This is a genomic window from Cetobacterium sp. NK01 (assembly GCF_024506395.1).
Classification (GTDB): Bacteria; Fusobacteriota; Fusobacteriia; order Fusobacteriales; family Fusobacteriaceae; genus Cetobacterium_A; species Cetobacterium_A somerae_A.
In genome coordinates this window covers 83,545-105,945 of record NZ_JANIBO010000002.1, presented here as the reverse complement: position 1 = coordinate 105,945, position 22,401 = coordinate 83,545, and the positions used below count along the sequence as shown (strand labels likewise).

The window sequence follows — 22,401 nt, the reverse complement described above, 5'->3', positions numbered from 1 at the left end:
AAAAGTCTGAGATTTTCTCAGACTTTTATATTTTTCTTATTTAATTTGATTATAGGCTTTTTATAATAATTAGTAAATTTATATAATATACTAATTCCTAAAATTCCTCCTAATGTATCTATTCCTACATCTTTAAACGCAGGCCCTCTTCCTGGAACAAAGCTCTGATGGAATTCATCTGTACATGCATATAAAAAAGTTAACACTATACTCAATATTCCAGCTTTTTTATCTAAGTTTTTAAAACTTAAGAAATAGCAACTTCCAAGTATTAAATAAATTGTAAAGTGAGCTAACTTTCTAACGTCTAAATTAAATATTGCTAATAATTCTTTTAAATACTGTAAAATTAAATTAGATTGCTTTAAAGATTCTTCACCATCTTGATTAGAAAACCAAAATATTATTCCCATAACACAAAAGGATAAAATTTTAAATAAATTTGCTCTTCTCATTAGTATCTCCTATTTTTCATTTTATACAACTCTATATCAGCTTTTTTATATAAACTTTTTAAACTCTCACATTGATCTCTTTCGGCAAATCCTACGCTAATTGAAAACTTTAAATCATTTAATAACTTCTCATTTGAAATATCACTTTCAACTCTTTCATAAATTTTTCTAAGATCTTTTAAAGAGCCTTCAACAATTATTGCTAACTCATCTCCACCAATTCTTATAATAAAATCATTGTCTTTTCTAACATTTCTTTTTAAAAGCTTTGAAAAATTTTTTAAAACTAAATCTCCAATATCGTGGCCTTGAGTATCATTTATTTCTTTAAATTTATCAATATCCATAAGCATAATAGAAAACTTTGTATTTTTATTAACTTCAAAAATTCTTTTTATTTTTTCTTCATAAAAATTTCTATTATATATTCCAGTCAAAATATCTTTATAAACTTTCTCCTTTAAATCAAGATCTTTTTTCTTTGACTCTGTTATCTCTTTAATCATACCTAAAATTCCAAATTCATTATTTTCTAAATCAACTCTTGATTTAAATGTATGGTACCAGTTATCTTGAAAATTTTCTTCTTCATAAAAATTACCATATTTTAAAGCTTTTTTATTATTCTCTTCGCATTTACAAGCCATCTCTTTTGAGAAAAACTCACTTTCTTTTCTACCAATTATATCTTCATAAGATCTTCCTATAAAATCTGCATAAGCTTTATTAAAGTATTCTATTCTTCCCTCTGAATCTAGATAAAATATAAAATCTTGAACTGTATCAAGCATTGCAACTAACTTATTTTCAGAATTTTTATTTATTTCATGGAATTCTAACTGTAAAAATTTTTCTGTATTATTTTCTATACTATAACTTTTTATTTTATATCCATTAATACTGTAAAGTTTTTCTAAAGAAATTTCAGAATTATTAAGCATTATATTTTGATCTATTAATATTTTTTTCATTAATTTATTTAAATAGTTAATTTTAAAATTACTATCTAAAACTAATATACCTACTGTTAGATTGTCTAATAAAATATTTTCAAACATTCTATACCTCTTATACTTCCTAAATTTTATTTCTACTTTATATTTTATCACATTTCTTAAAATAAAAAAATGTTTTTATCTTTATAAATTATTTTATTTCCACACTTAATATAGAATTTCTTGTAAAACTATGTTAAACTTATTACAGTTTAAATTAAAATTTTGGAGGCATTATGAAAAAGAAAATTATAACTACTTTAATAACATTATCATTACTTTCTTTAAGTGGATGTAAGGATGAAAAAAGTGAAGAGAGTTCTAAAATGATAATTCCCATTAAAGTAGGTTTTAACTCTATAGCTCCTAATACTGACGTTTCTGCTGCTACAAAAGAGGTTATTAGAAATATAAACTCTGGATTAGTAAAATTTGATCCTGATTCTAAAAAACTTGTTCCAGCATTAGCTGAATCTTATGAGATAGAAAATGAAGGAAAAACCTATATTTTTAAATTAAGAGATAATATAAAATTTCATAACGGAAAAAATATAACTCCTGAAGATATAAAATACTCTTTTGAAAGAGTTTCAGGTATAAACACTGGTCGAGCTATTGTTGGTGAGTGGAATAAAAAATTAGATAGCGTAAATATACTTAATGACAACACTGTTGAAATAAATATTAAAGATGATGTTAAAAGTAGTTCTGATATCTATAATATAGCTGATGTTTCTATTATCCCAGCTGGAATTTCTGAAGATCAATTGGAAAAAAATCCTATTGGAGCTGGTCCATATAAATTTGTAGAATATATTCCTGGACAAAAAATTGTATTAGAAGCTTTTGATGACTATTATTTAGGAGCTCCTGAAGTAAAAGAGGTTGAATTTAAAGTTTATAAAGAGGGAGCTGGTCGACTTTTATCTTTTAAAAATGGAGAAATTGATTTTCTGCCCTTAAATCTAGAATCATTAAAAGAGATTGAAAAAGATAAAAATATTGAGATAGTCTCTTCTTTAGGAAATGATGTTAATGTTCTTTATCTTAATAACTCTTTCAAACCTTTTCAAAATAAAAATGTTAGACAAGCTATTTGGCAAGCCATTGATATGGATAGAATTGTAAAAAATTTGTCTTTGCCTAAAACTGAGAAACTTTACACACATATGTCTCCTTATTTAAAAGAGATCTATGAGAATAGCGTTAAAAAAAGTTATCCATATAATCCAGAAAAAGCTAAGGAACTATTAAGAGAATCTGGGTACTCTGCTCTTAATTTTACTTTAACTACTATTTCTGAAAATACTTTTGAAAATGACTTAGCTCTCTTTATTAAAGAAGATTTAGCTAAAGTTGGTATTGATATAACAATCAACCCTATCCCATGGGGACAATATCTTCCTGAAGTTTATAAGGGACATAAATACGAAGCTGCTCTTTTAAGAGTTGCTGGTTATCCAGACCCACAAAGGATTCTTCAAAGATATGAAACAAATTATTCATCAAATATGAGTAGTTATTCAAATGAAGAGGTTGATAACCTTTTAAAAGAAGCAGCACAAACTTATGATGAACAGAAAAAAATTGATATCTATAAAAAAATTCAAATTTTACTAAATAAAGATATTGCATCAGTTTATTTAATAGATCAAGGGGTTTCTGTAGCTCTTTCTTCTAAATACACAGGATATAAAACTTATCCTTTTGCTTTCATAGATGTTTCAACTATAAAATTAAAAAATAATAATAAGTAGGTGAAAATTTTGAACTATTTAAAAAAGATTTTTTCATCTTTTATAACTATATTTATAGTTTCTTTAATTATTTTTTTACTTTTTGAATCTTTGCCTGGAGATCCTGTTTTAGCTAGATTAGGAGTTGAAAGTGATCCGTTATTAGAAGCTCGGTTAAGAGATGAGTTTGGATTAAATGCACCTTTATATACAAGATTTTTCAAATGGTGCTTTCAAGTTATAAATGGAAACCTAGGTAAATCATTCTCTTATTCTAGTTATACAGTATTAGAGCTAATAAAATCTAGGTTTCTCACTACCTTTATAATTACTATTACTACATTAATAATTGTAATAGTCGTTTCTATTCCTTTAGGAACTATTTTAGCTAAAAATCATAAAAGAAAAGCTTTTAAATTCATAAAAGTTTTTTCTCAAATTGGATTTTCTATTCCAGCATTTTGGATAGCTATAGTTTTAATCTATATATTTTCTTTAAAATTAAAACTTCTTCCAACTTTAGGAACTATAAATTGGAATAGATACCCTATTACTTCTATAAAATCTTTAATTCTTCCTATTTTGACTTTAAGTATTAGTAAAGTCCCATTAGTTAGTCACTATCTTTGCAATAGTATGATTGAAGAAAGTTCAAAAGATTACGTTAGAGTGGCTCGAAGTAAGGGGTTAAACCAAAGCGAAATTTATAAAAGGCATATTTTAAGAAACTCTTTAATTAGTGTTATTACAATTATAGGAATGATTACGATCTATCTTATTACTGGAACTATTGTAATTGAAAATGTTTTTGCTCTTCCTGGATTAGGAACACTTTTAATGGAAGGTATTAATCGTAAAGATTATCCTCTTGTTCAAGGTATAGTTCTTTATATAAGTTTTTCTGTTATCTTAATAAATTTTATTATTGATATAATTTATAACATAATTGATCCAAGAATTAGAAAAGGAAAGGAAAAAAGATGAATATAAAAAAAAATACTAATTTAAAAATAGGACTTTTAATCATTGGAACTCTTTTCTTTTTTATGATTTTAAGTATTTTTTGGACTCCATATGATCCTTATTTAATTGATGAGATTAACAGATTAAAACCGCCATCATTTAAACATATTTTAGGAACTGATCAATTAGGAAGAGATATCTTTTCTAGAGTTATGATTGCTTCTCAAGGAGCTTTTTATGTTGGTCTTATTTCTGTTCTTATTGGTGGGATTATCGGTAGTTTTTTAGGAACTATATCTGGTTATTTTTCTAATTGGATTGATGAAATTCTCTCTAAAATAATAGATGCTTTTATGTCTATTCCATCTATTTTATTTCTTTTAGTTTTTATAACTATTTTTGGGAAAGATCTTAAAAATACTGCTATTTCCATTGGTATTTTAAATATACCTACATTTTTTAGAATAAGCAGAAGTAAAGTTATGGAAGTTAAAAATCTTCCTTATATAACTTGGGCTAAAATTATGGGGATTAAAGAGTTCAAAATTATCTATTCTCATATTTTTCCAAATATACTTTCAACAATAATTGTTGTTGGTGCTTTATCTTTTTCCACTGCAATTTTAACAGAGGCTAGTTTAAGTTATTTAGGTATGGGAGTTAATCCTCCTAATCCTACTTGGGGAGAAATCATTTATAGAGCTCAAGAATACATCACTACAAACCCATCCTACGCTTTTGTTCCAGGAGTTTTAATTAGCTTAGTTGCCATTGGATTTAATCTTCTTGGTGAAGGAATTAAAGAGTATATAAAAAAATAGGAGTATATATGATTATTTTAAAAGTTAAAAATTTATCCATAAAAGAGATTTCAAAAATTAATCGAGTTGTTGTTGAGGATGTATCTTTCACTTTAAAAAAAGGCGAGGCTTTAGGAATTGTTGGAGAAAGTGGAAGTGGAAAAACTGTCACTGCTATGAGCCTTTTAAATCTTTTGTCTGAAGATTTAATGGTTTCAAATGGAAGTATCAAATTTCTAGGAATAGATATGTGTAAAAGTTCTGAAAAAGATTTAGAAAAAATTAGAGGTAATCAATTTTCTATTATTTTTCAGAATCCTATTAGTTCATTAAATCCATTGATGAAAGTTGGAAAACAAATTTTAGAAGTTATTGAAAAACATCAAAATCTAAATAAAAAAGAGAGACTCAATAGAACTTTTGAAGTTTTATCTGATGTTGGTTTTAAAGATAATTTTTTAGAGATATTCAATAAATATCCTCATGAACTTAGTGGAGGACAAGGCCAAAGAATCGGGATTGCTATGGCTATTGCCAATAACCCTAAAATTATCATCGCTGATGAACCAACTACAGCTCTAGATAAAAATATTCAAAATCAAATTTTAAATCTATTAAAAGATATACAGAAGAAATATGAGACAGCTATAATATTAATATCCCATGATTTAGAAGTTATTGAGAATTTTACAGAAAACTCTCTTATTATGTATTTTGGACAACTTGTAGAGAGTGGAACAACAAAGGATATTTTCTCCAAACCAGCTCATCACTATACTGCTGGTTTACTTGCTTCTCTTCCTAAAAATTTTAAAAAAGGAGAACCTATTAAGGTTATGAGTGGTGGAATTCCAGGAGTAAATGATATAATTGAAGGTTGTGTATTCTCTCCTAGGTGCCCTATGTCTTTAGAAAAATGCAAACAACAAAAAATAGAATTTATATTAAATGAAAAAAATAATACGGGTATTCGTTGTATAAATCCCATAAAGGATAATTCTTATGAAAAATAATATAATTTTAAAAATAAAAAACTTAAATAAAAATTTTAGAAATTCTATTGTCTTAAAAGATGTTTCTTTTGATATCTTTGAAGGTGAAACTTTAGGTTTTGTAGGTCCTAGTGGATGTGGAAAAAGTACCTTTGGAAAAATTCTTCTTTTACTTCTATCTCAAGATTCTGGAGAGATCATATATAAAGACAAAAATATCTTTAATTTCAATAAAAAAGAGATTTTAGAATATCGAAAAGATTTACAAATGGTTTTACAAGATCCTTATCTTTCACTTAATCCTAGGAAAACTATAGGCTGGCATCTAAATCAACCTTTAGATATTCTAAACTATCCAAAAGATAAGCGTTTAAATAGAATAGTGTCTATGATGGAATTAGTAGGTTTATCTAAAGATTATTTAGATAAATATCCTAATCAACTGAGTGGTGGCCAAAAACAAAGAGTTTTAATTTTAGCAGCTTTATTAATAGAACCTAAAATTATTGTTTTAGATGAATCTGTATCAGCTCTAGATATTTCTGTTCAAGCTCAAATTTTAAATCTATTAATTGAATTACAAAAAAAACTAAATCTAACATATATTTTTATATCTCATGATGTTAATGTTGTAAAATATATGTGTGACAGAGTTATCTCTTTAAAAAATGGAGAAATTTCATATATATAAAAAGAGGGATATAAATATCCCTCTTTTTATATTATTATTGCTTATTTATAAATTTAACTGCATTTTCTCCTGCTATACGCCCAAATATAACAGCTGCACTGTAAGCTGCACTACTATTTGTAACTTCTCCAGCAGCGAATACACCTGGTACTACGTTACCATCCACATCTAATACCTCAGTTTTTTCATTTGCTACTACTCCACCTCTAGTCATATGAACTGCTGATTCTACTTGAACTCCATAGAATGGCCCCTCTGTTCTAAACTCTCTTTTAAATGGCTTTTCTCTAAATGGATCTTGTTCCTCTCCACGTATAGCCTTGTTAAAATGATCTCTTGTAGCAACTAATTTATCTGCTGGTACTCCAAGTTTTTGTGCTAACTCTTCTAATGTATCAGCTTTTACATGATATCCTTTTGCTGTATGTTTTTGTAAACGATAGCTTGACTCGTATAAAGCTTGATCATATACATAGAATGCTTTTCCTTCTGGTTGTGCAAGAATTGTTTGAGCAGCTTTAAATCTGTCATTTTTAGAGATATTTTCATTTAAGAATCTTTCTCCATTTGCGTTAACTAGCATAAATCCATCTCCACCACCAGTTAAATCTCTAGTAGTTCTAACTATAAATGGAAATAAATTTAACTCATCTAAATTAGCTAATTGTATATTATTTTCTTCAAATACAGGTATAAAATCTCCAGTTGCTCCAAGTTGATTTGAAGTTTGTAATTTTTCTGTTCCAGGAGAATACTTTGCTAATAGATCTTTATTTGCTGAGAATCCTCCAGTTGCCATAACAATAGCTTTTGCCTTTATTTCATAGAAGTTATTTCCATTTTGAACTTTAATCCCTTTAATAACTCCATCTTCTACAACAAAATCTGTTCCTCTAGTTCCTGTTCTTATATCTATTCCTAAGCTTTTAGCTTTTGCTTCCATTCCATCTTGAACCTCTTCTCCAGCATAAGCATCTTTTTCAGCCATATGACCTCTTTTTCCATAATAATGGTTTAGCTTTACTCCCATACTTCTTAACCAAGAGTCTAACTTTGATGCTCCTTCTGCTTGGGCTTTAGTTCTCTCTGGAGTATCCATCCAGTTTGTATTATCAGCTATTAATTTTTCAACAGAATCCTCTACTCCTGCATTTTTTTCTGCTTCTGAATTAATTAGATCATAGAAATTCATATCGTATTTTCCATTTCCACTTAATATATCTAATTTTTCTATTAATATTATATTATTTAATCCAGCTTCTTTTGCAGATATTGCTGCTGCAAGACCTGCTGGTCCTCCACCAACTATGACTAAATCTGTAGATACCGGCTCTAAATAAGCTACTGGTTGCTCTGGCCCCGCTGTTTTAACAGTTATTCTACCAAAATCCTTTCCACCCTCTTTTAAAGCTGCAGCTACTGCTCTTTTAACTCCTAAAGATGTATAAGTTGCTCCTGATACACTGTCAACAATTGGAGATTGAGCTTTTAAAATTCTATCTTTTAAAATTGGAAATGATCTTGACATTATATGTGAAGTTTCATTATCTGAAACTAACTCAAGATTTTCAATCTTATCCCCTTTTGTAATTACATTTACTTTAATCTCTCCAGAAAATCCGTTTCCTTTACCTATAATAGATTTTTCCTTCTCACCGCAAGCCATTAACATTAAACTTGCCAAAAATATTGCTAATTTACACCTGTTTACTTTCATTATTACCCCTTTTTCTTTTATATCTGAACAAATATTCAAAGAAAATTTTAGCACATAATGATTTTTTTAGCAATGTTTTTAACTATTTTTTTAAAAAATATATTCAAAACCACATCTAATTTTTATATATAGTCCAGATTCAGAAACACTTGAAAATTTTGTTTTAACCTCTTCAAAATTATATCCTACAACTCCAACCTTAGCAAATATACGGAATTCATCAGTTATATCTTGACTGTACAATATATATGGACCTATATTAAATTTAAAAGATTTATCTTGATCTGTATTTCTAAAATAGTTATACGAATCTATTTCTGAATCTATTGACAAAGCAAATTTTTCACTAAGATCGTATGTCCATCTAAAGTTATTTTCAACTCTAAATAAATATGTTCCTCTATTGTTAGCATAATCTAAATACTCGTTGTAAATTGTGAAAAAATTCTGAAAACCATATCCTAAATTTATATTTCCTGTGAAGTTTCCCTCAAAAGAGTATCCATCTCTTGAGTTTGTATCAATAGATGAAATAAAAAAGTCAACTCCCCAATAAGCTCCACCTAAACCTAAATCTGAATTTGTTCTGACTCTGTATCTCAAAGAATATTTATTTTCTTTAAAATCTTCACCAAAATCTCCAGCTATATCACTTACATTATATTTAACATATGGTCCTATATCCATATACCAACTTTTTCCAAAAATCTCTTTTTCTGTTAATTTTCTAGATAAAGAAAAGGTATTTTCCCATCCATCAGTATTCTCCTCTTTATCATATTTTTTTTCTATATCATAGTCAAAAATCCAATTTTCATTAAGATTTGATGATCCAGTTCCTATTTTCCACTTATAAAATTTTTTACCAGCCTTACTTTCTAACTCTCCATAATTTTGATAAATATTGTTTTCTGATTCCTCTATATAAAAGTTTAAGATCTCTCGACCAACAGCAAAAGAGGTCATATTAAATAGAAAAAATATATAAACTATTTGCTTAATATTCATCTCCCACATACACCCCTTTTCTATTAAATCCTTCTCTATTTACTCCATTTTCATCATAACCGTATTTATCGTAACCATCCTTATCATAAAGCTCTTCTTCATTCTGGTTTCCTGTAATATTTTCTATCTCTTCTTTTGGTTTTTTATTTCCATTTATATCATATCCTGCTCTATTATATCCCTCTTCATTATAACCTTCATAATTATATCCAGCTTTATCATAATAATTATTTGTCTCTTTATTCAATCCATACCATGTCCATCCATTTTTATCATACTCTGTATTTGTTTCTTTATTTATTCCTAAAAAATCAAATCCATTTTTATCATATTTTGATTTTGTTAAATAGTTGTATCCCTTATAATCAAATCCTCTTTTATCAATATTCTTACCAGTTTCACTATTTATACCTGTAAAATCAAAGTTGGAATAATCATAGGGAGAATCTGTATATGTATTCCATCCCTCTTTTGTAAATCCCCTAGAGTTTATCCCCTCTTGATTATATCCATCATAATCAAATCCAGCTTTATTGTAATAACTCATTGTGTGCCAGTTTCTTTTAGTTTTCATATTAAAACCATCTTGGGTATGAGATGAAGTACATCCACTTATCAGCAAAATAATAGCCACTAAAATTGGTAATAAAAATCTCTTATTTAATATTTTTTCAACTTTTTCAATTATTGGAGCTTGAATATTAAAAGAAAAATTTTGTTTGTAAAAAGTTATATAGTTTAAATCTTTTGAAATTTTTTCTAAAGTTAACTCAGAACATATAAGAGTTATAAAAGAGGCTATAAAAAAGCCTAACCCACTATATTTTTCACCTAAAAAAGATGTCCCTAAGGTACATAATACACTCAATAAAAAAAACAAACAGGATATAAAAAGTGCTTCTTTTCTAGAATCAAAATATAAAAATATAGTTATATATATAGTTATAAAAACTGTACAATACGCCGCAAATATCATAATTCTAAAAAGATCTAACAAATATAAATCCATACCAAAATTTAAAAATATCAATTTTGAAATTAATGCTACTGAAAGAGAGATAAAAAATTGTAATTCCATTATGTAATAGATCTCATCTTTTAAAATCTCCATCATCTTTTTTCTTTCCTCGTTAATCTCCCTTAACTTTCCATTTAATGTTAACATAGCATAATATCTCTTGTAATTTGGGAAAAATTTTGTTTCCATAAAAACTAAAAAATATATCATTGTGGGAATTGTTAAAAAAAATGCGTAAAATACTGCTACTTCGTATAAAGGTGAACTTAAAAATACTCCACCTACCCTATATGAACTTCCATATATCCAATTTATAAAAACATGAGACCACATAGCAAAATTTAAAAATATTCCAATAAAACTTAATGAAGAATATCTTTTAAATGATCTTAAAAACTCAAATTCATTTTCTTGAGAATTTTCAAATATATAGGTTAAATAGATATATAACATAAAAAATGTTACTGCTATCCCTACTGTATAAGAAAGAACAATTGAAAAAGCTAAATTACTTTTAAAAAAATCATTTTTTGAATACTCTAATAAATATAGTCCCATTAAAATAGCTACAACATTCCCTAAGACATAAGCTATAATAGAATAGCTATAATCTTTTATAACAGATATAAAATTCATGCTTATCCAAATACCTGATAGAAAACAGAATAATAGTATTAATGTATATGTAAAAAACCAAGATAGATTTGTATTTTTAAAATAAAATACACCTATAAAAAATGCTATTAGTGTTATAAATTTTATTGCTCCAATATATGTTGAACGCAGCTTTTTCTGTTCTCCTGAATATATACAATCTGAAATAAATCTTGTTATTAAATATTGAATAGTTCCTGTTAAAAGTTGAGAAAATATAAATGAATATACAATAGCTGTCATGAATAAGTTTCTTTCACTTCTCAGTAAGATATATTGTTTCCCAACAAACATTAATACATTTAAAGTAATTACAGTTATAAGCCAAGGTCCTACTCCTATAAGAGCTGAGTAAGCTATAGCTTTTATATCTTCTAACGTACTATTTTCTTCAGAAAATAAATTTTTCAATTCAAATCCTATTCCTGCCATCTCTTCTCTCCTAACTCTTTGTACAATATCTTATAAGAATCAATAAAATGTTTTTTAGAATAATATCTTTCTACAATTTTTTTTCCAACTATTCCCATCTCTTTTATTTTTTCTTTATTTTGAAAAAATGAAACTATTGCTTCCCCTAAATCTGAGTATGAAGTAGGTGGAACTATTATCCCAGCTTCTCCCTCCTCTTTCTCTTTTAATATCTCTCTACAATTCCCTACATCAGTAGCTATAAATGGTATTCCACAAGCTAACCCTTCTAAAATACTAAGTGGTTGTCCTTCTGATATTGATGTTAATAATAAAATATCTAAAAATTTATAATACTCTTTCACGTCTACTCTTCCTGTAAATATAACATCATCTTCAAGTTGTAAATTTCTTACTAATTCTAAACATTCATTATAATACTCTTTATTTTCTTCAGTTGGCCCTATTAGATATAGTTTTGTATTTTTTAATTTTGGAAGAGCCATTTTAAATCCTTTTAACATCATTTTTACATCTTTTATAGGAACTACTCTCAAAACTGATCCTACACTAAATCCATCTCTTTTTTCATGTATAATTTTAGAATACATATCTACATCTATTCCATTTGGAATAACCTTACATCTCTCTTTTTTAGCTCCATTTTCTATTTGTAATTGCTTATTATACTCAAATAGAGATATAATTTTATCACACTCATCATAAGTTAACTTAGATAGAAAATAAAAGAAATCTATCCATATTTTTTTAAAATCTTTCTCGATCCACTTAGCTCCAATAATCTCTTCCTCTCTTTCTCTTGGGTATATCCCATGTTCTGTTAATAAAAGTGAGCCTCCATTTTGTAACTTAGCTAAAGCAGAAATATATCCTGAATATCCTGTAGCAACTGGATGGTATATATCCGCCTTAGGTAAATCCTCTTGTGCTAAGGATATTAAATTTAAAAATATATTTCTATAAGTCCAATAAAAGGTATTAAAACCAATATCTTCATAATTTTTATTATAGTATTTTAATAAACTGTTCCAAAAACTTTTATTTAATATTATCTCTAATGGATTTCCATATTTTTTATTTGATATTTTTTTTATAATTCTAGTTGTTTCTTTTAATTCTTCTGTTTTAAAGTTTAAAACTTTTTCTATTTCATTTTCTAATTTATTAAAAATAACTCTATTTTTTAAAACTTTAAATGGCGAAACCTCATATTTTTTATCTAAAACTACATTTTTTATCTCAACAATATTTTTAGGAATTTCATACTTATTCTTTGCAAACTCTAAATTTGGTATTATGCATACTATTGAAAACTCGTGCTCTTCATTTGATTTTACAAGCTCTTGTATCCAAGATGAAACTCCACCTACAACATATGGATAAGATCCTTCACATATTAGACAGATTCTTGCCATTTTTCAACCTCTTTCAACATTTTATAATCATTTAAATCATAATAATATTTTTTTATAAAATTTAAAATTTCTGTATTATATCTCTTACTCTCTTTAATTTTAATAATCAATTTACTACAAAGTTCATACTCTTTCATATCACTATATATGATCAAAAGTTTATAGTAATCATATACTTCTAAAGACCCCTTCTCTTTAATAAGTTCTATAAATTTAAGTTGATAAAACTCTAAAACTTCTCCTACTAAAAGTCCAGAAGTACAATAATCAAAATAGATATTACACAAAGAGTTTAAATCTTTTTCTAATGTTTTCTCTTTGATTAACTTTTGAAAATTTTCATCTATTTTATTTATCTCTGTAGCTGCATAATGTATAACCTCTATATCTGAATCCCATAAAGCTTTTTTTAAAATTTGAACCTTAAAACTTAAATTTTGAGTTTCAAAACCTATTAAAAAGTTTTTTTTCTCTACTGGAGTCCCAACAGAGAGTATGTCATATGCACCAATTAAATTCAGATCAATAGATTGATTAACTATAATCTCTTTCTCTTCATTTAATATATATTTTTCTAAATCCTCATTTATTTCAACTTCACTATTAAAATATTTTCTAAAAAATAAAACTTTATTAATCATAAACAATATATAACCTACTATTGGAAAAATTAAAATAAATATATCAAATTGTTTGTCTTTTGAAAACTTGTTTGTTATATATATAAAAAGTATGGCTAATAACATATGCCCTATCCAGAATTTAGATCTAAATGTTAAAAATTCATTTTGAAAATATATAAATAAGATTGTATCTGCAATACAAAATACTAACCCTAATAATAAACATTTTATCTTCATTAGAAATCCTCCATAACAATTTTTAACTCTGGACTTTTAACACTTATTAGATACAGAATATCTTCTGATGTTTTATTTATTACTTTAAATTCTCCACCTATGACATTAATTATTTTTTTTCCTTTTGCTCTAAAATGAGCTGCAAACTCGTCTCTATAGTTATCAATATTTATATATACATTTTCATCTTTTTTCTCATACGCAACACTTATTGTTTCTATAACACTATAATTATAGGTCATTTCACTCTGAATATTGGGCTCTAATACACTATATTCTTTATTTATAGTATAAAAAATTTTTTCAAACTCTTTTTTTAGTTCTTCCCAAGATTTTCCCTCTCCTCTTTCTTTATCCATAATATCATCTGGATGAATAAAATGAGAAAGATAACCATAAGCACCTATTCCATTTAATATTTGCCAAATAATTGTATCATTATAAAAAAATCCTGAAGACATTCTTGGCAAGCTATATACATCTTTAAAATCAGGATCTCTTCCTATCTCTTGTAAAAGTAATCCTGGTTCATATTCTCCATAAAATATTCCACAAAATGCTTTTAAATCTGGAAAAGTTTTTACTATAGCTTGTTTACCACTTTTAGGCAACAAATTACTAGGTGGAACATAACTGTATATATGAAAGTTATCCCCATAAAGTTTTTTAATCTCATCTTTAGCTATAGTTAAACCTTTTTTCATAGCATCTACACTTTCCCAAGGGGTATATCCATAATGTTCATAATTAATTTCCTTTTCTAAACCTAAAGAGTAGTGATTGTATCCATGTAATCCTAATTCTCCTCCTATAGATTTTAACTCTCTTCCTCTTTTGCTTAAGTCATTAAACGTTCTCTTTCCAATTCCAAGTATTTTATCTTTCACTGTTAAATCATTATATTCCACAATTAAAAAACCAGTCATTTTAAGTCTTTGTCTTTCAACAATTCCCATCATATCTTGCCACCAAATAAGATTAAAAAATCCACTTGTATCTAGTCCATACTCTTTTTGAATTATTTCATTTTCTACAACTGGAATAGGAGATGGAAAGTCATCTATTTGAAGAATTTTTGAATTTAAAATTGGATAAAAAGAAACGTCTTCAATATAACTAATAAGTTGTTTCATAATTCCTCTAAATATTTTCCCTTGAAATAAAGTTGAATTGCTATAAAAAACTTTTCCTTTTCCATATTTATTAATCCACATTAGTGGTTTTTGATCGTCAGTTGTAGCAATTATATCCACGTCATTTTTCAATGTTATTTTCAAACCTGAACTCCCAAAAATAATGCTTCCAGGCCTTAAATTTTTTAAACCTGGAAATATCTCTTTTTTAAATTGAAAACTTTTTGTTTCAATAAATTCATCTACTTTTTCAATACCTGCTAAAGAATTAAAAGGACTTCTGTAAGCTCTTTCTGTTATAAAAAGATTTTTACCACTTTCAACTCCTTCTTTTATTCTTATATAATTATCATAAGTTAATCCACTATAATTTTCTGCTACTAATAGTATTAAACTATAATCTTTTAAATCTAATACCTTGGTAGTGGAAATTGGTAAAATATCATACTTTATTTTAGAAAATCGAAAAACCTCTTCTACTCCATTTTTTATTTCTTCGCTTCCTTCACTTTTTTCTTCATATAGCACTAAATATTTTTTTGGATTATCTATTTTTAAATTTCCAGAAATTGGTGGAGGAAGTTCGAAGTTGTAAGTTTGCTTCAAATTAAATAGATCTTCTATATTTTTTACTCTTAGCTCTTGAAAGAAAAAAACCGCTACTAATACTAATCCCAATATATATTTAGATTTCATAAAGTTCAACTCCTAACAATATATCTCCAATTCTTTTAGTGAGAAGATCTTTATCTTTTTTAGAAGCATTTACAAATAAAAATTTTATAACCTCTTCATTCATACCTATAATATCTATATCTCTAACTTTTCCTTTCAATAGTTCATTTAATTGAATTGGTGTTAATCCTGGATTTTTTCCTTCTAAAGCTATATATTCTGTATTAAAAAGTTTTTTTCTTTTCTTATCCTCTTCTAATACATAGGAAAAGTATTTTAAGTTATAAATTCTTGTATTTTCAAAAACATTATTTTTTATTTCTTTTTCATTTTCTTCAAAAGCTTTTACCAAAGCATTATTTATCCATTGACTAATAACTTTAAAAAGTTCTAGCAAATATTTCTCTTCATTTCCATATTTTAATCTTTCAATATTAATAACTCCTACTACTTCATTATTTTTTAAAATTGGAGAAATATAAACTGGTTCTTTTAGCTCTCTGTTTCCTTCTAAAGTAACTTTATTTTTTAAAACTTTAGAATATAAATCACCCTCTTTAACCTCAATAAAATTAGGCAATAAACTATTCCCAATTTTTATTCTTCCTCGAAAAATATTTCTCTCTTTATTATAAATGTATATTGAAACTACGTCACTTCCTAAAAAATCTATTAAAATTTCTAAGATCTGTGTGAATATTCGCTCTACATTTTCTGTTAATATTGAAGAAGTTATTTGATGTAAAGTTAAAATACTCTCCTTACTTCCTATTATTCTCGTTTTTAATCTTTCATTTATATTTACTAACATAATGTTTTTTTCTCTTTGACTTTTTAATCTTTCATCTAAATCTATATTTTTTTCTTGTAGTTCAACTATTCTATTTCTAAAGTTATCTGAAACTCTTCCTAGAGTTAATGCTATAAAAAAGAATATTAATATAAATTTATAGTAATTAAAATCTAAAAAGAAAACAACTGGGTCATTTCCTAGTTGATAATATGAAAAAATATAAAAAAATGAAGCTACTAAAACAGTTTGTAAACTGCTGTAAACTCCATATTTTAAAGCTATTAACCCAACTACAATAGCTAAAGGTTGTATATTCATAGTTAAAAATTCACTTTTAAAATTTGAATAATAAAAAAATATTAAATATACTAAAAGACAATATAAAATACTTTCTGCTATACTTATAAAAAAATTTTTTTTCATAATAAACCACCTTTAAAACTGTTCATATGTATCAATAGTATCTAGATAATATCCATCAACTCCTATATCATCTAATTTCTTTTGATAATTTTTTATAATCTCTTTCCACTCTAAATCCCAATATTTTATTATATAATTACCTTTCCAATTCTCATTTTCCTTTACAATCCAACTAGGTAATTTTTTATTCCACGATTTTTTCCAATAATATCTATAATTTTCTGCTTCTCCTATACTAAAATAAGCAATTATCAATCTTTTAGTTCCATCTTTTCTAACTTTTAAAGATTCTATCTGCTTTTTAGATAAGAATTCTCCATTTAAACTTGGTTCCATTATAAGTAAATCAAAATCTGTATTTTTTAAAACTCTATAATAATCATCTAAATTATTAAATTTTTCAGGATTTAATATATATAAAAAATTTTTAACATCTTTTAAACTTAATACATCTTTTGAACTATTTTTTTGAAGAGGATTAAATATTGCGTTAGCACTATAAGATGGCACTGCTTCTCCTATAAAATTATACTTTCTTGTATCTTTTAAAATTATATCTCTTAATTTTTTATCATTTGCATAATTTACTGAAAATACAACTTTTCCACTTTTTTCTATCTCTACCAAATTTTTCAAAAGATAGTTTCTTTCTTCTATTGGTGTTTCTTTATTTACTCCTCCTACACCATAAAAAAGAGATTCCTGTGAAACCCCATCTATATTTTTAATAAATTCTTCATCTAATTTATCTCCATTAAAAAAAATATTAGTTCCATTTTGTGGCACTAATATTTTTTCTTTGGATTGGATTTTTATTTGTTTAATAAGTTCTCTCATCTTTAATTTACTCATATCATCTCCCTTTAATAAAGATATCGACGTGATAAATAGGAAAACTATAACTTTTTTCATAAATCTTCTCCATTTCTAAACTTAATAGTTTTTTAATAATTTTTCTAAATAAACTGACTTCATCTGCTTACTTGCCATAAGTTTATGTACAGGAGATAGCTTTAAAATTGCACCTAATATGGCTGCCATTGCTCTATGACTAAACAGTGCTTTATTATCAAATATCAACTCTTGAAGCATTCCTTTTTCAATAGCCATCAATACCGATCTGTGAACTGAATTTACAGGAGTAATTACTCTAGTTTCACGAGGAAGTAACAGAATACAACTTTTTGGACAAGCTCTTCCACAAACTCCGCAACCTAAGCAAAGTTCTTCCTGAACAACATACTTATCTTCAACTTTTTTTATTGCATTTACAGGACAAACTTTTAAGCATTTACCACAACTTATACAACTATCATGATTTATTTTAGGTAAAAAATTTGTTGTTTCAACAGGATGCATCATACCAAACTTTTTAGCTGCAACTAAAGCTTCGCAACAACATCCACAACAGTTACAAATAAAAGTTACTCCTTCTCTAACATTTTCACCACACTGCACAAGATTACTGTCGTATGCTTGTTGAAGAAGATCCATTCCCTCTATTTTATCAACTCTTCTAGCATAACCATTGTTTATTAAAGAATTTGCAACATTTCCAAAAGTCATACAAATATCCATAGGCGCATCACAAGCTTTTCCCACATGCTCCATCTTATGTCTACAATAACACATACTTATTCCCATATGCTCAGATGTTTCTATTATATGAGAAGCCCTTTCATAGTCTAAGACTTGAACTAAATTATCTACAGTATTAGATGACATTGCACTCTGAGCTTTTTCACTTTTTTCTAAGGCATCCTCATTTACAAAAACTCTTCCTAATTTTGTCTCTGCACTATAAAATAGATCTTTTATAAAATCCTCTTCCACATTCATATACTGGTATAAAAGTTCTCCTAGAAGATGTTGATCAATATCTCCTCTAGTCCTCATCATAGAAAACTCTATAAAACCAGCCATAGGTGGCGGTAGTATATAAGTTTGAACACCTTTATGAACTGTATCTAATAAAATAGCTCTTGATGCTAAAGTATCTAAAATATTCTTAGCATCTTTTTCTGATATTTTCCATATTGCTGCTGCTTTTTTTAATGTAAATGGCTTTATTGGAAGCTGAGCTACTAGTTCCGCCTCTCTTTCTGAAAATAATATTGCTAATATATCGTATAAAACTTTAGATGGTGGTGCTCCTTGAGGAAATCTATTCAATCTTTCCTCTAAACTTTTATATGCTGACTTACCGACAATATGGCTCATGTTTTCCTCCCAATTAACTTTTATCGTTTTTTGACTTCTGTTAATAGTATAGATGTAAAAATAAGTAATCCACCTATTATAACTTGTAAAGTCATTTTATCTCCTAAAAGTAAAACAGAGAATAGCGCTCCAAAAATAATCTCTGTTGTTAAAATTAAAGAGACTTGACTAGGATTAATCTCCTTTTGAGCATATGTTTGAATTGAATAACAGATAAAAGTATTAAATAAAATTATATACATTAATGCTAAAACCTGTTTTAAATCATATGATCTAGTAAAGATTGTTGCTCCTTCAAATATTATATTCAGCAAAATTCCTATAATTCCTGCTGAAAACATTTGAAATCCATTAATTGTGAAGGGATTTTTATTTTTTATTCTACTTCCTATCACTACAATTTGAAGAGCAAAACAAATAGCACATATAAATGTTAAAAAATCTCCGAAATTTATTGTCAAATTTTTTTCAAAAGAAAGAAAACCAATTCCTATAAAACAGATGATAGATGATAAAATATATATCCACTTTGGTTTCTCTTTTGTAAATACCCAGGCTATATAAGGAACAAAAATAACATTAGCTCCTGTTATAAATGCATTTTTAGATGCAGTTGTATAAACTAATCCTACAGTTTGAAATGCAAAGGCTGAAAATAAAACTACTCCTGCAACTATCCCCAAATTCCTCTCATTGTTTTCAACTTTAATTTTTTTTATTCTCATAATAATAAACATAACTATAGCTGTTATAAAAAATCTTATTGCCAAAAATTCAAATGGTTGTATACCACTATCTAAAATTATTTTTGTAGCTGGAAATCCACTTCCCCAAATCATTGCAACTAAAAGTAATAAGAATTTACTAAAATTTTCTTTTTTCATCTTTACTCCCCCTGTATTATTTATTTTTTTTACTCCCCTATTTACTAAAAAAAAATAGCACCGAAGTACTATTTCTTTATTTTTATTGGTATATTTGCTATTAATGCTGTTTCTCTTCCCGTTTCAGCTTCTTGAGAAACTTCAATATTTAAAGAATCTCTATCTATATCTACATATTTAGATATCACTGCAATTAATTCATCTTTTAAAGTTTCAAGCATTTTTGGAGACAGCATAGCTCTGTCATGTATCAGTACTAACTTCAATCTGTCTTTAGCTACTGAACTAGATTTTTCTTTATTTAAAAAACTAAAAAATCCCATATTTCGCCTCCTATTACTTTTTAAATATTTCTCTTATTTTATCAAAAAATCCAATTTTAGGATCTAAGTCTAAAAATTCTACATTTTGTCCTAATGTTCTTGAAGCTATATTTACATATGCTCTTGCAGCTAAAGATTCTCCTCTATAAACTAAAGGCTCACCTTTATTTGTAGATATAACTATATTCTCGTCATCAGGTACAATTCCAATTGGTTTTATTCCAAGTATATCTGTAACATCATCTACACTTAACATATTTCCATCCTTAACCATCTCTACTCTTAAACGATTTACGATTAATTTTGGATTTCTTATTTCATTTGCTTCTAATAATCCAATAATACGATCTGCATCTCTTACAGCTGAAATTTCTGGAGTTGTAACTACATATGCTTCCTCTGCTGCTGAGATTGCATTTTTAAATCCTTGCTCTATTCCTGCAGGACAATCAACTAATACAAAATCATACTCAGCTTTTAATACATCTATTAACTCTCTCATTTGCTCAGGAGTAACTGCATTCTTATCTCTTGATTGAGCTGCTGGTAGTAGATGTAAATTTTCATTTCTTTTATCTTTTATAATGGCTTGCTTTGGTTTACAAACCCCTTCTATAACATCGATTAAATCATACACAATTCTATTTTCTAATCCCATTACAACATCTAAATTTCTTAATCCAATATCTGTATCAATTAATAGTGTCTTTTGATTTTGCATAGCTAGTGCTGCCCCTAAGTTTGCACTACTTGTCGTCTTCCCTACTCCACCTTTTCCTGAAGTAATTACAATAACTTTTCCCATAATTCCTCCTGCTTTTCCCTTATATTTTTATCATATGCTCTAGAGTCGCCTTGTTGAATTTTTCAATAAATATATTTCCATCTTTTAGATATGCCACTTCAAAATCCATAGTTTTTTTTACTTTATTAACATCTAACACATTTGTACTTGGATTTTTTGCAATAATCTGTCCTATCTTTATTTGAATAGGATTTAATGAAAATGCCCCAACAAATGCTTCTGATCCATCAACTTCTCCTGCATACACAGTTCCATTTAAATAACCTAGTACAATAACATTTCCTTTTGATTTTATTACAGCTCCTGGATTTACATCTCCAAGCACAACTACATTTCCATCAAATTCTAAATTATGACCAGAACGCAAAGTTCCTCTGTGAAATTTTGTAGTCCCCTCTTCTGTAATATCTTTTATATTATTAAAAGGAAGTTGTCCTCCTGGCAACTGTGAAAAAGTTGATTTTTCAGAAAAAATAAAGGCTATTTTTATATTAGTCTCTTTATTTATTACTCCGATTAAAATATTTTCCTCTATTTCTGTTAATTTTCTATTTGTAAATTCAATAGCTATCTTTGTATCACCTATAAATGCTTCTGCCTGTTTAATCTTTTCAGAAAATTTATCTTTTAAAGAGCTGAAATCGATGTTACTATCTAATTGTACAACCAATCTGTCCTTTTTTCCTTTTAAAATTACACAGTCATTCATACTTGTACGCTCCTAATTTTAATTTTTTACATATTACCAAATTATAGCACTTTTATGTTCAAACTTCAATCATTTTATCATTATTTAGTTTTTTTTTAGTGGATAATTTTTTATACATTAAATAAATAAAAAAGAGTTATAAAACTTATTATAACTCTTTTTATACTATATGTTCTAACTATTTACTTTATAACTTTGTGTACTCATCAGAAAGTTTTTTCAAATTTTCACCAGTAACTCTAAATGTTGTCCATTCATCCATTGGTTCGGCCCCTATTTTTTTATAAAAATCAATAGAAGTTTTATTCCAATCCAAACACCACCACTCCAATCGTCCACAATCTTTTTCTTCACACAAATTAGCTAAATAACTTAACATTTCTTTTCCAAATCCCTTTCCTCTAAAAGCAGGCTTTACATATAAATCTTCTAGATATATTCCTGGTTTCCCTAGAAAAGTTGAAAAGTTATAAAAAAATAGTGCAAACCCTATTGGTTTTCCATTTAACTCTCCAATTAAAACTTCTGCCATTTTTCTTTTGAAAAGAGACTCTCTCAAGATCTCTTCTGTTGCTACAACTTCAGAAAGTAATTTTTCATAATCAGCTAACTCTTTTATAAATTTTAAAATTAACTCTGTATCTTGTTCTTTAGCAACTCTAATTTTAAACTCTTGCTTTCCTTTTAAATCTTTTAACAT

General features: G+C 26.9%; 21 protein-coding genes. 5 read left to right on the top strand and 16 right to left on the bottom strand.

Going from position 1 to position 22,401, the window contains the following annotated elements; genetic code table 11:
* Positions 1 to 17: 17 nt before the first annotated feature.
* Both NON08_RS09685 and NON08_RS09680 read right to left on the bottom strand, forming a co-directional pair.
* Positions 18 to 455, bottom strand: coding sequence for a VanZ family protein (locus NON08_RS09685; RefSeq protein ID WP_256691352.1), 438 nt, complete (start codon positions 453 to 455; stop codon positions 18 to 20).
* Positions 455 to 1,513: a sensor domain-containing diguanylate cyclase gene (locus NON08_RS09680; RefSeq protein ID WP_256691351.1), complete on the bottom strand. Its 1,059-nt coding sequence runs from the start codon at positions 1,511 to 1,513 to the stop codon at positions 455 to 457. Before NON08_RS09680 ends, NON08_RS09685 begins: the two co-directional genes overlap by 1 nt.
* A gap of 173 nt (positions 1,514 to 1,686) precedes the next feature.
* Here NON08_RS09680 and NON08_RS09675 point away from each other — a divergent pair, with 173 nt between their 5' ends.
* From NON08_RS09675 to NON08_RS09655, 5 genes are read left to right on the top strand one after another with little or no spacing between them, the layout of a single operon-like run.
* Positions 1,687 to 3,207, top strand: coding sequence for an ABC transporter substrate-binding protein (locus NON08_RS09675; protein ID WP_256691350.1), 1,521 nt, complete (start codon positions 1,687 to 1,689; stop codon positions 3,205 to 3,207).
* Positions 3,208 to 3,216: 9 nt separating this feature from the next.
* Positions 3,217 to 4,170 carry an ABC transporter permease gene (locus NON08_RS09670; RefSeq protein WP_256691349.1) on the top strand — a complete coding sequence of 318 codons (954 nt, stop codon included), beginning with the start codon at positions 3,217 to 3,219 and terminating at the stop codon, positions 4,168 to 4,170.
* Complete coding sequence (locus NON08_RS09665; RefSeq protein ID WP_256691348.1) at positions 4,167 to 4,970, top strand: ABC transporter permease; 804 nt, start codon at positions 4,167 to 4,169, stop codon at positions 4,968 to 4,970. Before NON08_RS09670 ends, NON08_RS09665 begins: the two co-directional genes overlap by 4 nt.
* 8 nt (positions 4,971 to 4,978) lie before the next feature.
* Positions 4,979 to 5,962, top strand: a complete 984-nt coding sequence (locus NON08_RS09660) for an ABC transporter ATP-binding protein (RefSeq protein ID WP_256691347.1) — start codon at positions 4,979 to 4,981, stop codon at positions 5,960 to 5,962.
* Positions 5,952 to 6,632: an ABC transporter ATP-binding protein gene (locus tag NON08_RS09655; RefSeq protein WP_256691346.1), complete on the top strand. Its 681-nt coding sequence runs from the start codon at positions 5,952 to 5,954 to the stop codon at positions 6,630 to 6,632. Before NON08_RS09660 ends, NON08_RS09655 begins: the two co-directional genes overlap by 11 nt.
* 34 nt (positions 6,633 to 6,666) lie before the next feature.
* On the opposite strand, the gene NON08_RS09650 is transcribed toward NON08_RS09655, so the two are convergent.
* From NON08_RS09650 to NON08_RS09585, 14 genes are all read right to left on the bottom strand, one after another.
* Positions 6,667 to 8,349, bottom strand: coding sequence for an FAD-binding protein (locus NON08_RS09650; protein WP_256691345.1), 1,683 nt, complete (start codon positions 8,347 to 8,349; stop codon positions 6,667 to 6,669).
* Between the two features lie 90 nt (positions 8,350 to 8,439).
* The gene (locus NON08_RS09645; RefSeq protein ID WP_256691344.1) at positions 8,440 to 9,357 is read right to left on the bottom strand and encodes a hypothetical protein; all 918 of its coding nucleotides are present in this window, start codon (positions 9,355 to 9,357) and stop codon (positions 8,440 to 8,442) included.
* Positions 9,347 to 11,461 (bottom strand): exopolysaccharide Pel transporter PelG, encoded by a 2,115-nt coding sequence (gene pelG, locus NON08_RS09640; protein WP_256691342.1) that lies wholly within the window; start codon positions 11,459 to 11,461, stop codon positions 9,347 to 9,349. The genes NON08_RS09645 and pelG overlap by 11 nt, the downstream gene beginning before the upstream one ends.
* On the bottom strand, positions 11,449 to 12,876 hold the full coding sequence (pelF, locus tag NON08_RS09635; protein ID WP_256691341.1) for a GT4 family glycosyltransferase PelF: 1,428 nt from the start codon (positions 12,874 to 12,876) through the stop codon (positions 11,449 to 11,451). Before pelF ends, pelG begins: the two co-directional genes overlap by 13 nt.
* Positions 12,858 to 13,736: a hypothetical protein gene (locus tag NON08_RS09630; protein ID WP_256691339.1), complete on the bottom strand. Its 879-nt coding sequence runs from the start codon at positions 13,734 to 13,736 to the stop codon at positions 12,858 to 12,860. The genes pelF and NON08_RS09630 overlap by 19 nt, the downstream gene beginning before the upstream one ends.
* Complete coding sequence (locus tag NON08_RS09625) at positions 13,736 to 15,565, bottom strand: DUF2194 domain-containing protein (protein WP_256691338.1); 1,830 nt, start codon at positions 15,563 to 15,565, stop codon at positions 13,736 to 13,738. The genes NON08_RS09630 and NON08_RS09625 overlap by 1 nt, the downstream gene beginning before the upstream one ends.
* A complete protein-coding gene (locus NON08_RS09620) occupies positions 15,555 to 16,760 on the bottom strand; it encodes a GAF domain-containing protein (protein WP_256691336.1) in 1,206 nt (401 codons plus the stop codon). The genes NON08_RS09625 and NON08_RS09620 overlap by 11 nt, the downstream gene beginning before the upstream one ends.
* Before the next feature lie 12 nt (positions 16,761 to 16,772).
* Entirely contained in the window at positions 16,773 to 17,672 is a 900-nt protein-coding gene (locus NON08_RS09615) for an endo alpha-1,4 polygalactosaminidase (protein ID WP_256691334.1), read from the bottom strand.
* A gap of 21 nt (positions 17,673 to 17,693) precedes the next feature.
* The gene (locus NON08_RS09610; protein WP_256691333.1) at positions 17,694 to 18,980 is read right to left on the bottom strand and encodes a 4Fe-4S dicluster domain-containing protein; all 1,287 of its coding nucleotides are present in this window, start codon (positions 18,978 to 18,980) and stop codon (positions 17,694 to 17,696) included.
* Between the two features lie 20 nt (positions 18,981 to 19,000).
* Positions 19,001 to 19,864: a DMT family transporter gene (locus tag NON08_RS09605; RefSeq protein ID WP_256691331.1), complete on the bottom strand. Its 864-nt coding sequence runs from the start codon at positions 19,862 to 19,864 to the stop codon at positions 19,001 to 19,003.
* Between the two features lie 68 nt (positions 19,865 to 19,932).
* Complete coding sequence (gene minE / locus NON08_RS09600; RefSeq protein WP_256691330.1) at positions 19,933 to 20,187, bottom strand: cell division topological specificity factor MinE; 255 nt, start codon at positions 20,185 to 20,187, stop codon at positions 19,933 to 19,935.
* Positions 20,188 to 20,200: 13 nt separating this feature from the next.
* Entirely contained in the window at positions 20,201 to 20,992 is a 792-nt protein-coding gene (gene minD, locus NON08_RS09595; protein ID WP_256691326.1) for a septum site-determining protein MinD, read from the bottom strand.
* 19 nt (positions 20,993 to 21,011) lie between these two features.
* Positions 21,012 to 21,701 (bottom strand): septum site-determining protein MinC, encoded by a 690-nt coding sequence (gene minC / locus NON08_RS09590; protein ID WP_256691325.1) that lies wholly within the window; start codon positions 21,699 to 21,701, stop codon positions 21,012 to 21,014.
* A 187-nt stretch (positions 21,702 to 21,888) separates the two neighbouring features.
* Positions 21,889 to 22,401, bottom strand: a complete 513-nt coding sequence (locus tag NON08_RS09585) for a GNAT family N-acetyltransferase (RefSeq protein WP_256691324.1) — start codon at positions 22,399 to 22,401, stop codon at positions 21,889 to 21,891.

What these genes read in the sequence shown, in the direction of transcription:
- NON08_RS09685 (WP_256691352.1), bottom strand. Translation starts at nt 455, where the DNA reads ATGAGAAGAGCAAATTTATTTAAAATTTTATCCTTTTGTGTTATGGGA.
- NON08_RS09680 (WP_256691351.1), bottom strand. Translation starts at nt 1,513, where the DNA reads ATGTTTGAAAATATTTTATTAGACAATCTAACAGTAGGTATATTAGTT.
- NON08_RS09675 (WP_256691350.1), top strand. Translation starts at nt 1,687, where the DNA reads ATGAAAAAGAAAATTATAACTACTTTAATAACATTATCATTACTTTCT.
- NON08_RS09665 (WP_256691348.1), top strand. Translation starts at nt 4,167, where the DNA reads ATGAATATAAAAAAAAATACTAATTTAAAAATAGGACTTTTAATCATT.
- NON08_RS09660 (WP_256691347.1), top strand. Translation starts at nt 4,979, where the DNA reads ATGATTATTTTAAAAGTTAAAAATTTATCCATAAAAGAGATTTCAAAA.
- NON08_RS09655 (WP_256691346.1), top strand. Translation starts at nt 5,952, where the DNA reads ATGAAAAATAATATAATTTTAAAAATAAAAAACTTAAATAAAAATTTT.
- NON08_RS09650 (WP_256691345.1), bottom strand. Translation starts at nt 8,349, where the DNA reads ATGAAAGTAAACAGGTGTAAATTAGCAATATTTTTGGCAAGTTTAATG.
- NON08_RS09645 (WP_256691344.1), bottom strand. Translation starts at nt 9,357, where the DNA reads ATGAATATTAAGCAAATAGTTTATATATTTTTTCTATTTAATATGACC.
- pelG (WP_256691342.1), bottom strand. Translation starts at nt 11,461, where the DNA reads ATGGCAGGAATAGGATTTGAATTGAAAAATTTATTTTCTGAAGAAAAT.
- pelF (WP_256691341.1), bottom strand. Translation starts at nt 12,876, where the DNA reads ATGGCAAGAATCTGTCTAATATGTGAAGGATCTTATCCATATGTTGTA.
- NON08_RS09630 (WP_256691339.1), bottom strand. Translation starts at nt 13,736, where the DNA reads ATGAAGATAAAATGTTTATTATTAGGGTTAGTATTTTGTATTGCAGAT.
- NON08_RS09625 (WP_256691338.1), bottom strand. Translation starts at nt 15,565, where the DNA reads ATGAAATCTAAATATATATTGGGATTAGTATTAGTAGCGGTTTTTTTC.
- NON08_RS09620 (WP_256691336.1), bottom strand. Translation starts at nt 16,760, where the DNA reads ATGAAAAAAAATTTTTTTATAAGTATAGCAGAAAGTATTTTATATTGT.
- NON08_RS09615 (WP_256691334.1), bottom strand. Translation starts at nt 17,672, where the DNA reads ATGAAAAAAGTTATAGTTTTCCTATTTATCACGTCGATATCTTTATTA.
- NON08_RS09610 (WP_256691333.1), bottom strand. Translation starts at nt 18,980, where the DNA reads ATGAGCCATATTGTCGGTAAGTCAGCATATAAAAGTTTAGAGGAAAGA.
- NON08_RS09605 (WP_256691331.1), bottom strand. Translation starts at nt 19,864, where the DNA reads ATGAAAAAAGAAAATTTTAGTAAATTCTTATTACTTTTAGTTGCAATG.
- minE (WP_256691330.1), bottom strand. Translation starts at nt 20,187, where the DNA reads ATGGGATTTTTTAGTTTTTTAAATAAAGAAAAATCTAGTTCAGTAGCT.
- minD (WP_256691326.1), bottom strand. Translation starts at nt 20,992, where the DNA reads ATGGGAAAAGTTATTGTAATTACTTCAGGAAAAGGTGGAGTAGGGAAG.
- minC (WP_256691325.1), bottom strand. Translation starts at nt 21,701, where the DNA reads ATGAATGACTGTGTAATTTTAAAAGGAAAAAAGGACAGATTGGTTGTA.
- NON08_RS09585 (WP_256691324.1), bottom strand. Translation starts at nt 22,401, where the DNA reads ATGTTAAAAGATTTAAAAGGAAAGCAAGAGTTTAAAATTAGAGTTGCT.